Source organism: Erysipelatoclostridium sp. MSK.23.31 (assembly GCF_019125875.1).
Classification (GTDB): Bacteria; Bacillota_I; Bacilli_A; order Erysipelotrichales; family Coprobacillaceae; genus Thomasclavelia; species Thomasclavelia ramosa.
Genome location: NZ_JAHOCB010000016.1, coordinates 42655 through 54305, shown reverse-complemented (window position 1 = coordinate 54305; position 11651 = coordinate 42655). Strand labels below are relative to the sequence as shown.

Here is an 11651-nt window from a genome sequence, read left to right as displayed (position 1 = left end):
AGGAAAAATAATGTCATTAGACCAAATTATTAAGCAGCGCCGAAGTATTAGAAAATATAAAAAGAAGCCTGTTTCTAACGAGCAGATACAATTGCTTATTCAAGCAGCAGTCGAAGCACCATCTTGGAAAAATAGTCAAACAGCTCGATATCATGTTATTACATCACAACCTTTATTGAATGAGTTTAAAGAGAGATGTTTACCGGAGTTTAATCAAGAAAATTGTAAAGATGCACCGGTTTTAATAGTAACATCTTTCATTCCAAATCGCTCAGGATTTGAACGTGATGGAACGCCTAGTAACGAACTGGCAAATGGCTGGGGCTGTTATGATCTTGGACTTCACAATCAAAATATTCTTTTAAAAGCGACAGAATTAGGATTAGGATCATTGGTCATGGGGATTCGCGATATTGATAAAATCAAGGGATTGTTAGATATTTCTAAAGAAGAAATAATTGTTTCAGTTATTGCTATAGGTATTAGTGATATTGAGCCAGAACGGCCTAAACGTAAAACGGTTGAGGATATTACAAGATTTTATTAACTATTACTTTTGTAATAGTTTTTTTGTGCATTTCTTTTGCATAAAATTTTATTTTGGGCTATACTATATCCGTACCCTCTAGGAGGGGGGAGGAGGTCTTATGAAACGTAAATATAGTGTAAAAGGGATGACTTGTTCAGCTTGTGAAAATCATGTTCATAATAGTGTTTGTAAATTACCGGGAGTTGAACATGTTGAGGTGAATTTATTAACAAATTCAATGAATGTTGAATTTGATGAAACAAAAGTTGATGATAGCATGATTATTAAAGCCGTAAAAGATGGTGGATATCAGGCGAGTAGTTATGATGATGCATTAGTTGATAATGACGACTTAAGTAATTTGAAAAGGAAATTAATTTATTGTTTCATCGCACTTGGATTACTGATGTATGTATCAATGTCATCAATGCTCAGTTATCCAATCCCTAATATTATTAGGGATAATGTTTATTTTAATATCATATTACAAATAATCTTTTTGATTCCAATTTTGATTTTGAAAAAAGATTACTTTGTTAATGGTTTTAAGAATTTGATCCATTTTGATCCAACTATGGATTCGTTGATTGCACTTGGTGCGGGAGCTGCTATTGTCTATAGTATTTATTCAGTTGTTTTAGCTTTAAGCGGATCTTTAATGGAGATGCATTTAGTCCATAATGTTTATTTTGAATCTGCTGGTATGATTGTTACATTGATTAGTTTTGGGAAATATCTTGAGGCTAAATCAAAGAAGAAAACAACTGATGCGATTGGGAAGTTATTAGAATTGGCTCCTGATGTCGCTTGTCGTTTTAATGATGGCAAAGAAGAAATTGTTAAAATTTCCGAATTAAAAATTGATGATCTGGTTCTAGTAAGGGCAAATGAAACAGTGCCAGTCGATGGTAAGATAGTACAAGGATTTAGTTCTATTGATGAATCAATGATTACTGGTGAAAGTCTTCCGATTGAAAAAGAAGTAAGTAGTTTAGTGATTGGGGGAACAAATAATCTCCAAGGTACTTTTATATATACTGTAACAAGAACGGTTGAGGATAGTACATTAGCCAAAATTATTGAATTGGTTGAAGAAGCATCTAGTTCCAAAGCACCAATGACTAGAACTATTGATAAGGTTGTTAAATATTTTGTTCCTACAGTAATCGTAATAGCCCTAATCACTTTTGTAGGATGGTTGATAATGGGAGAAGATTTGAATTTTGCTATTACTAGCGCAATTGCGGTATTAGTTATTTCTTGTCCATGTGCTCTTGGTTTGGCAACTCCAGTAGCAATCATGGTGTCAACAGGAGTTGGAGCAACTAATGGGATCCTAATCAAAAGTGCAGAAGTATTAGAAAATGAAAATAATATTGACGTAGTTGTTTTTGATAAAACAGGGACTCTAACTAAAGGAATGGCTCAAGTTAGTGATATTTATAGTCACAAATTAGAATTAGCACAAGTAATTGCGATCATTGCATCGCTAGAAAAGGGTTCTAGTCATGTTTTAGCGAATGCTTTTATTCAAAAAGCTGCTGAGATGAATTTAGAATTAAAAGAGATTACTGATTTTGAATCATTAAGTGGTTTGGGAATTAGAGGAACAATTGATAATGTTGAATATGCAGTTGGTAATTTAAGGATGATGAAAGAGAGTGGAATTGATTTAAGTCGATATCAAGAAAAAATTGATTTATATTTAATTCAAGGTAAAACATTAGTATTTTTAGCTCATGATCAAGAGCTGATAGGGTTGGTGAGTATTTTTGATGATATCAAAGATACAAGTCGTCAAGCAATTCAGCGTTTAAAAGAAATGAAAATTAAAACAGTTATGCTAACTGGTGATCTAAAAGGTACTGCAAATGCTATTAATAAACAATTAGGTTTAGATGAGGTAATTGCTGAAGTCTTGCCACAAGATAAAGAAAATGTAATCCAACAATTGCAAGCACAGGGCAATAGTGTTTTAATGGTCGGTGATGGAATCAATGATGCTCCTGCGCTAGTTCGTAGTGATGTGGGTGTTGCTATCGGTAAAGGAAATGATATTGCGATAGATGCAGCCGATGTTATCTTGATGAAAGATGATATTCGTGATATAGTGGCATCGATTGAATTATCAAAAAGAACAATTATTAATATTAAAGAAAATTTATTTTGGGCATTTATTTATAATGTGATAGGGATTCCAATTGCAGCCGGTATTTTCTATTATAGTTTTGGATTAAGATTAGATGCCATGGTTGGTTCTTTATGCATGTCATTATCATCAGTTTGTGTTGTTACTAATGCGTTACGATTAAAACGCTTTAAACCATACTATCAAAAGGAGAATAAGAAGATGAAAAAGGAAATTGTAATTGAAGGAATGATGTGTCAACATTGTAAAAAACATGTTGAAGAAGCTTTAAATGGCTTAGCAGACACAACTGCTGCAGTTGATTTAGAAAATAATCTTGCTCGTGTTGAAACAGTTCAAGATGATAGTATTTTGAAAAATGCTATTGAAAAAGCTGGTTATAAAGCGGTAGGAATTAAAAATGTCTAATGAAAAAGTCTTATTACGTTTAAAGACAGCGCGAGGACAAATTGATGCAGTTATTAAGATGATTGAAGATGAGCGTTACTGTATTGATATTTCGAATCAGTTATTAGCTATTCAATCACTAATTAAAAATGCTAATAATGAGGTATTATCTAATCATCTCAACCATTGTGTTAAAAATGCGATTAATGAGCATGATGCAGATCAGAAAATAGACGAAGTAATCAAATTATTAACTAAATTATAAAAAATCAGTTATTGAACTGATTTAGTAGTTAAATGATGTAATTTTTTGATAAGTATTGTTTTCAAGAAGATCTACTGTTGTTTGAACGATGATTAATCGCTTATTCTTAACAAAAGCAATGCAATTATAAATTGAATCATTTGAAAGCAGATAACCATTGGTTATTTGCTTTTTATTTTTAAAGTTAACACTGTTTAAATAATCGTTCAAAGCATTTTTAGCTTTTTTTTCTGAATTATAGTAATAATAATTAACAATCAAAGCATCATTATCATTTTCTTCATTATAACTTATTGCCTCTTTGATCATTAAACTGCTGCTTTTATTAAAAGTATTATATTCATCATTGTTACTAGATAGACCAAGTGCTGATAATGTAATGATCCTATCATTAAGCGGGAGTGTCTCACGCCCGATAAAATCGATTGAAAATCCAGCAATAATTAAAACAATTGAAACAATTAATAACCAATTTGATATAATAAATGGATATTTGCTAATTTTATTATTTGCTTTTTTATTACTTAAAGTTAGTTTGATCTTTTCAGTAGTGAGATGATGATTGAAGAAACGGATTAGTAATGCTGGGCAAAATAATAAGGGAATATAATGTAAAATTATTGACCCGTTCGTGATAAATTCCATTGGGTTTTGATTAGCAAAAACACCTGGAATCAGTAAAAAAGAAAGCAGCATAGCGACAAAAATAAAAATAATATTGGAGATGGTCTTATTGCGTTTAAAATAAGTTAGCAGCAGCGCTTGATCTGTACCCTTAATATTGGCTGCTTGAGCGGCTTTAAAAACATATATCTTTCGTGATTTACCAATAAATTCATAACCGTGGTTTACATAATTTAATAACCACTGATCACGCTGTTCACGATTGTTTTTAGAAGATTTTTTTTGAGGTACAAAAATATCTGCTTTATAATAGAGACGTTGCTCATCTTTTTTAAAAACTGTAAACATATCAACGCTTTTGCAATTATAGCCTGACTTTGATAAATTATTTAGCATATCTTCAAATTGTTTATACTCACTAGTATCATAATTAGTTAATCTTAATTTCATAATCGACTCCTTATAAATATATTATTAGATTATCATTTTTTATCCAAACAATAAAGAAAAACCGTGTAAAACACGGTTTACTTTGAAAATGCTGATTCTGGTTCTTCGTTAAGATAGGCTGATTCATCTAATAAATACGATTCAGAAATATTTTGACAATGATCGCCCATTCGTTCGAGATTAGCAAGAATATCGACGTAAGTTGAATTAACTAGTGCTGAATTTTCAATTTTACGACCAACTCGTTTGATATGACGCTGTTTAGCTTTTTTGTTGAAGTAATCTAAATCTGCTTCTTTGTCGTCAACATAAACAATATCATCCAAATCATGAGTATCAAAGGCTTTAACTGCGTGATTTAACATATCAATGACCATATCCATCATCGCTTCTAGATCTTCACGAGCTTCTGGTGAAAAATCTTCTTTTTCATCATAGATTGCTTCATAATATTTAACAATGTTAATACATAAATCACCAATTCTTTCAAAATCTTTAATAGTTTTCATATTTGCTAAATAGTCATTAGAATCATGGTCATTTAGAGTTTCATGCGAAATCAAAACTAAGTACTCAGTAATTTTACTGTCTAGTGTATTAATAGCATTTTCCATTTCATAAACACCATCTTTAGCTAATGGGTTTTTAGTTTCAAAATAAGCTCTAATTCCTTCAACTGCTTCAATTGTAATATGACCCATCTCGATTATCTTGTTTTTAGCAATAGCTAAAGCATGACTCGGGAATAACTGAACAACATTTTGATCTAATTCGCTTAAATCCATATTTATTTCTTTTTTACTGCTCGGTAAGATTTTTTTGATAAGTTTTACGATTGCTGGTATTAAAGGAAAAAAGAATGCCGTAGTTACAACGTTAAAGATTCCATGAGCTACTGATAATTGTAGCTCAGGTAAAATATTTAATGCTCCAGCAAGCCATTCTATCAAGAGCGTGAATGGCGATAAGACGATCATAAATAATAGTGATCCAACCACATTGAATAATACATGGAAGAAAGCAGCACGTTTAGCTGGTACTGTTCCACCAAATGAAGCTAATACGGCAGTAATCGTTGTACCGATGTTACTTCCAAAAAGGAATGGTAAAGCGATAGATAAACCGATTGCTCCAGCACCGTACATCTGTTGAGCAATTGCAATTACCGCTGCTGAAGATTGAACTGCTGTTGTTAATAATGTTCCACCCAATAATCCTAACCATGGATTTTGTGATAGATAATTCGCTACTTGTGTAAATTCTGGGACTTTTGAAATATTTGCTAAATTATCTCCCATTAACTCTAAACCATAGAATAAACATCCAAATCCAAAGATGATTTGTCCCATATATTTTGTTTTTTTGTTTTTTGAAAACATTAAAAAAGCTGCCCCAAGGATAATAAAGTATACTGCATATTGAGATACTTTTAACCCTACAAATACGGACGTAATAACTGTTCCGATGTTGGCACCCATAATTATTCCAATTGATTGTTCGAGGGTCATCAAACCAGAACGAATTAAACCAATTGCTAATGCTGTTGTTCCTGAACTTGACTGAATCAAACAAGTTACAAATGCACCTATTACTATACCTTTGAATGGACTAGAAGTATACTTATCGATGATATCTTTCATTTTATCACCTGAGTATCCTTTTAAACCATCGCCCATGTACTCAATTCCAAATAAAAACAATCCTAAACCTGCAAGTATCATCGGCCAATCAATGTCCGCTAACGTCATAAAATCACACTCCTATACACAAACATAATATAGAAATGTTAAGTAATTGTAAATTATTTGTAAAATAAATTAACACAATCTTAACATTTGGATAAAATACTTAAAATTATTGGATAAATATGTTATTATATGGTGAAATAAAGAGTATAGAAGGAGGTTGAATAATGAGTGAGAGATTAAAAAAATTTTTATCGTATTACCGTCCATATTTAAAATTATTTTTAGCAGATATGTTTTGTGCAATGATTGCTGCAGGGATTACATTGGTTTTTCCAATGATTATTCGCTACATTACAGGAACAGTTTTAATAGCTGATAATTTTGAAATGGGCATCATATATAAATTAGGGATTTTTATGGTAGTTTTAGTTATTGTTGAGTATTTATGTAACTATTTTGTGGCATATCAAGGTCATGTGATGGGGGTTTATATGGAGCGTGATCTGCGTAATGAATTATTTCAACATTATCAAAAATTATCATTTAGTTTTTATGATGAACAAAAAACGGGGCAATTAATGTCACGTTTAACAAACGATTTGTTTTCATTAACTGAACTTTATCATCATGGTCCTGAAGACATTGTTATTTCATTTATTAAATTTTTTGGTGCATTTATTATTTTAGCAACAATTAATCTTAAATTAACATTAATTGTTTTTGCTTTTATTCCAGTGATGGGTGCATTTATTTATTATTACAATCGTAAAATGAAAAGAGCATTTAAGCGAAATAAACAAAGAGTAGGGGATATTAATGCACGAATTGAAGATAATTTATCGGGAATTCGTGTGGTAAAAAGTTTTGGGAATGAAAGTCATGAAATTATTAAGTTTCATGATGAAAATAGTCGTTATGTAAGCAGTAAGAAAAATAGTTATTTTTATATGGGAAAATTTCATTCAGGATTAGGTGCTTTTACTAGTATGGTGACTGTAGCAGCGGTTTTCTTTGGGGCTATTTTTATTTCTAATGATGGATTAAATACAGCTGATTTAATTGCATTCTTGCTTTATATTAATAATCTTATTGATCCAGTTAAAAAGTTTATTAATTTTACTGAGCAATTTCAAGATGGGATTACTGGGTTTGAAAGATTCATGGAAATATTGGAAATTGAACCTGATATTAAGGATAAAAAAGATGCTCATAATTTATTAGATGTTAAAGGAGCCATTGAGTATCGGCATGTCGGGTTTAGATACAATCAAAAAAGTGATTATGTGTTAAAAGACATTGATTTAAAAGTTGCTCCTGGTGAGTATATTGCTTTAGTTGGTTCTTCAGGGGCAGGAAAAACAACCATTTGCTCATTACTGCCACGTTTTTATGAAGTTAGTGAGGGTAATATTTTTATTGACGGACAAAATATTAAAGATATTAAATTAAATTCATTACGTCAAAATATCGGGATTGTCCAACAGGATGTTTATTTATTCGCTGGAACAATTTTAGATAATATTCGTTATGGTCGCTTTGACGCAACAGATGAAGAAGTCATTGAGGCTGCTAAAAAAGCAAATGCTCATGATTTTATAATGGAATTACCAGATGGCTATGATACTGATTGTGGTCAGCGTGGAGTGAAACTATCTGGTGGGCAAAAACAGCGATTAAGTATAGCTCGGGTTTTTTTAAAGAATCCTCCAATTTTAATTTTTGATGAGGCGACAAGTGCATTGGATAATGAAAGTGAACATATTGTTCAGCAATCATTAGAATCACTGGCCAAAAATCGAACAACGTTAGTTATTGCCCATCGTTTATCAACGATAAAAAATGCTAAACGCATTTGTGTATTATCTACAAAAGGAATTGAAGAAGAAGGAACACATGATGAATTATTGGCAAAAAATGGCCAATATGCAACCTTTTATAAAATGCAGTTTAATAAATAGAAGTAGAAGAACTGAAATGAACTCAGTTATTTGGGTCTCCAAATGAAGAATGGTTTATTTCAGAACTTCTATTTTTTTATAACAATTTAAAGATCAGTATAAATAGTTAAAACAAGATTGTGATAATCTTTTTTATATCATTATTGTTGTGTTAAAAAGCTGAGAAGAGTAAACTGTATCTATACGATTAAAGGAGAAATAGGATGGAATTATATAAAATAATTGCCCCTAATAATTGGAAAAGATCAATGTATTGTCAGTTTTTTTGAGATAGTAGTGAACAATGTTTTTGTCTGAACTTAGAAGTAGATACTGCGAATTTAAAAAAGAATTTGAGAGCAAAATTATTCATTCACAATGGTTTTGACCTATGCAGTAAGTAAATATGCAAGTGAGATAGAGGCATGCAGGTACTGATTTTTTGACGGTCAAATCGTTCTATATGATCAAATCGACACAGCCCTTACATATTTAGAGCTAGAGATTGGATTATTTGAAGTAGTCATAGTTGCAATACAGCCAAAGATAGAAGACTATATCCAGTTGGCTACAAAAATGGCAAAAGAACAAACTGAATATTTACTGATTCACTAGGAAATAATGTATTTTAATTTTCATTACAGTCTAGGATACCATATTAACATATATTACACACTAACTTTGGTAAGAAGGATAATGAGACTCTCTTATTCGACTAGAGAAAATATTTCTAATATGATGGTGAAATACTTTTACCATTTTTAATTCAAACACACCATCTACTTGTTGATGATCTACATATGGGTAAATGATAAAATATAGTTATCACTTTTTTTAAACTAAATTAAGATGGGAAAATATGAGAGGAATAGTATGATACAGATATTAAAAGATAAACAGTCGATGTATACAATTAATACATCGTTGCATGAGCTGCCTGTAGTAATCAGCTTACCGCATAGTGGAACATATATAACTTCTGAAATGGCTGAAAATTTAATGGACGATGTTATTTTTCCTAATACTGATTGGTATTTACCAAAACTGTATGGCTTTTTAAAAGAATTAGGGTTCACAATTATTATTAATAATATGAACCGGCATTTGATTGATGTGAATCGTGATATTAACGATAAAAAAGGTAGTTCTTATAAGACAAATCTAATTTATACAAAAACCACTCAAGGAGCTTTAATGTATAATCACGAATTATCAGTACAAGAAATTGAAAGACGGATTGCTGATTATTATTTACCTTATCATGAGGCGATTAGACAAGCATTGCTAGAGAAGCAAAAATATTTTAAAAAAGTTTATTTAATTGATTTGCATAGCTTTGGATTGAATTATGGCGCGGATATTATTCTTGGTAATGATAATGGTCGTGCTTGTACTTCTAAAACTACAAATTTCTTTAAAAAAATGATGAAGAAGCAAAATTTTAAAGTGACTGAAAATAATCCTTTTGCAGGAGGCTATATTACTAAATATTATGGAGCCAGTGTTGAAAATTGTGAGGCAATTCAAATTGAATTGTGGTATCAAACATATATAGATAAACGTTCTTTTGGCAATGAGGAGCTGCCGGTAATCAATAACGAGTTATTTGGTGAGACAAGCCGGAGGATGGAAAACGTGTTTATTGAATTAAAAAAATGGCTAAAGGATGAATAATTTTAATGAAAGAACAAGCTATAGATAGTGCATTGATTTTAAGAAAAAGCTTTGAGCATGGTGAAGCTTTTTCTGAAATAGAAATATCTGAATTATTAAAAGAATCTAAATTAGTTGAAAAATTGACAAGAGATTATGAAGACAGTCCCTTCTTTAATATTTTTAGACTTATTTGTTTATCAGAAATACCATTTATTGAACAATTGCCATATACTCAAAAAATCATTGATTTTATATCTAATAATTTAGCTGCTGATGAAGGTTTTTCATATAATGGACAAGGTGATTGCATTGTTCCTTGTTACAATGCAATGCTTTTAGAAGCATATACTCGATTGCAAATGGCAAAGAGTAATGAAGCACAGAATGCTCTAGATTGGATAAAAAGATATCAAGTATTTGAGAGAAATCAAAGAACATCTTGGCGATATGGAGAAATTTGCAAACATGGCGGATGTATGAAAGCTACACCATGTTATATTGGGATTGGTAAAACTGTACGAGCATTGATTACTTATGCTAAATATATTAAAAATGCTGATTCTCATGTCGAACAACTGATTGAACAGGGAATTGTATATATGTTAAAGCACAATGTGTATCAGCGCTTATCAAATCAGCAATGCATTAGTAAATATATTGATGAAATCATGTTTCCTCAAGCATATATGTTATCATTGACAGATTTAGTATATATTGTAAATGAACGAAATTTATGGTGGGATCAACGTACGATTCTGTTGAAGAACCTCCTTGAAGAGAAGCAAGTAGGTTCAGGCCAATGGAAAATAGAATATATTTATAGTCATAAGGGATACAAAGCTTTTGAAACTAAAAGAAATTCCTCGAAATGGATAAATTATTTATATAACTTAAATAAGTAGGAAGAAAAATGTGTCAAGAATGTTATGTGGATGAAAGACGCTGTACGTCATTATTAAATTCGCTAGTTTGTTTAGAAAAACATACTCAGTATATTTGTGGAACGTGTGGAAGAAATATCTGTATAGAATGTGATTTAAACGAGGGTTATAAGGTGGACTTTTCCATTTAAAAGCCTTGAAATTGCTAAGATGTATTTATGTACAGCTGATTATAGTAAAAAAAACATGTGTGATATATCGAATTGAAAATAATAATGGAGAACTTCTTATAAGATTTTTAGTAGTACTGGTTATTTGAAAGAGTATCTAAAGAAAAATAGTGATAAAGTATGTAAAGAAATGGCACTAATATTTAAAATGGATAAATATATTAAGTATTCGGGAACTGAAGTGCGTAAATTAACTTTTGCGGAAATAGAAAAATATCATGATGAAAGGCAATAGAATGTTTTGAAAGTGTAAATTACAAACAGTTTATGTGAAGAGCATGCTTAAATGGAGAAATTAGTGAGAAAAATAATTTTATATGTTGCAATACGCCTTGATGGTTATATTGTTCGTGGAGATGTGGCGTTACATGGGCAAGGTGTTAATTCAGATAATCAAAATAGCAATCAAGAATTTTTAAAGATATAGATACAGTAATTATGGGATGGAATACTTATCATCAAATTGTAACAGAATTGTCACCTGAGATGTGGGTCTATGACAATTTGATTACTTATGTTTTTACACACAAATATTATGAAAATGGAGCTAAAATTAAATTTACTAATGATGATGCTTACGATTTTTTAAATCTTTTAAAATCATAAGTAGGAAAAAATATCTGGATTTATGGAGGCACAAATCTGATTTCACAATTAATTGAAAAAGATTTTATAGATCGTTATCATATGACGATTATTCCTACAATTTTAAGAAAGGAAATTCGTCTTTTTGAAACTACTCATGATTATGAAATAAAACTAAAGTTGATTAAATCACTAAGTTATAATGGAATAAGTGATTGTTTTATGAACGAAGATAACATTTTATTATAAAAGAATTTATATTTTTGTTAA

General features: G+C 30.6%; 12 protein-coding genes. 10 read left to right on the top strand and 2 right to left on the bottom strand.

Features of this window, described 5'->3' with window-relative positions:
• Positions 1 to 10 precede the first annotated feature (10 nt).
• From KSU54_RS08825 to KSU54_RS08815, 3 genes are all read left to right on the top strand, one after another.
• The gene (locus KSU54_RS08825) at positions 11 to 547 is read left to right on the top strand and encodes a nitroreductase family protein (protein ID WP_003538145.1); all 537 of its coding nucleotides are present in this window, start codon (positions 11 to 13) and stop codon (positions 545 to 547) included.
• Between the two features lie 100 nt (positions 548 to 647).
• Positions 648 to 3086: a heavy metal translocating P-type ATPase gene (locus KSU54_RS08820; RefSeq protein ID WP_003538146.1), complete on the top strand. Its 2439-nt coding sequence runs from the start codon at positions 648 to 650 to the stop codon at positions 3084 to 3086.
• Positions 3079 to 3330 (top strand): metal-sensing transcriptional repressor, encoded by a 252-nt coding sequence (locus tag KSU54_RS08815; RefSeq protein WP_003538147.1) that lies wholly within the window; start codon positions 3079 to 3081, stop codon positions 3328 to 3330. Before KSU54_RS08820 ends, KSU54_RS08815 begins: the two co-directional genes overlap by 8 nt.
• A gap of 21 nt (positions 3331 to 3351) precedes the next feature.
• Here KSU54_RS08815 and KSU54_RS08810 read toward each other — a convergent pair whose 3' ends face one another.
• Together KSU54_RS08810 and KSU54_RS08805 are read right to left on the bottom strand one after the other, a co-directional pair.
• Positions 3352 to 4404: a DUF2812 domain-containing protein gene (locus KSU54_RS08810; protein WP_009009075.1), complete on the bottom strand. Its 1053-nt coding sequence runs from the start codon at positions 4402 to 4404 to the stop codon at positions 3352 to 3354.
• Between the two features lie 77 nt (positions 4405 to 4481).
• Entirely contained in the window at positions 4482 to 6152 is a 1671-nt protein-coding gene (locus KSU54_RS08805; RefSeq protein WP_003538149.1) for a Na/Pi cotransporter family protein, read from the bottom strand.
• Between the two features lie 164 nt (positions 6153 to 6316).
• Here KSU54_RS08805 and KSU54_RS08800 point away from each other — a divergent pair, with 164 nt between their 5' ends.
• From KSU54_RS08800 to KSU54_RS18825, 7 genes are all read left to right on the top strand, one after another.
• Entirely contained in the window at positions 6317 to 8050 is a 1734-nt protein-coding gene (locus KSU54_RS08800; RefSeq protein ID WP_217746607.1) for an ABC transporter ATP-binding protein, read from the top strand.
• A gap of 852 nt (positions 8051 to 8902) precedes the next feature.
• The gene (locus KSU54_RS08795) at positions 8903 to 9703 is read left to right on the top strand and encodes an N-formylglutamate amidohydrolase (RefSeq protein ID WP_009300620.1); all 801 of its coding nucleotides are present in this window, start codon (positions 8903 to 8905) and stop codon (positions 9701 to 9703) included.
• A 5-nt stretch (positions 9704 to 9708) separates the two neighbouring features.
• Positions 9709 to 10587, top strand: coding sequence for a hypothetical protein (locus tag KSU54_RS08790; protein ID WP_117791805.1), 879 nt, complete (start codon positions 9709 to 9711; stop codon positions 10585 to 10587).
• A 294-nt stretch (positions 10588 to 10881) separates the two neighbouring features.
• Positions 10882 to 11031 carry a hypothetical protein gene (locus KSU54_RS18840; RefSeq protein WP_009009081.1) on the top strand — a complete coding sequence of 50 codons (150 nt, stop codon included), beginning with the start codon at positions 10882 to 10884 and terminating at the stop codon, positions 11029 to 11031.
• Positions 11032 to 11082: 51 nt separating this feature from the next.
• On the top strand, positions 11083 to 11223 hold the full coding sequence (locus KSU54_RS18835) for a hypothetical protein (RefSeq protein ID WP_003538154.1): 141 nt from the start codon (positions 11083 to 11085) through the stop codon (positions 11221 to 11223).
• Positions 11224 to 11234: 11 nt separating this feature from the next.
• Positions 11235 to 11402, top strand: a complete 168-nt coding sequence (locus KSU54_RS18830; RefSeq protein WP_009300625.1) for a hypothetical protein — start codon at positions 11235 to 11237, stop codon at positions 11400 to 11402.
• 12 nt (positions 11403 to 11414) lie between these two features.
• The gene (locus KSU54_RS18825) at positions 11415 to 11630 is read left to right on the top strand and encodes a dihydrofolate reductase family protein (RefSeq protein WP_226817385.1); all 216 of its coding nucleotides are present in this window, start codon (positions 11415 to 11417) and stop codon (positions 11628 to 11630) included.
• Positions 11631 to 11651: the final 21 nt, after the last annotated feature.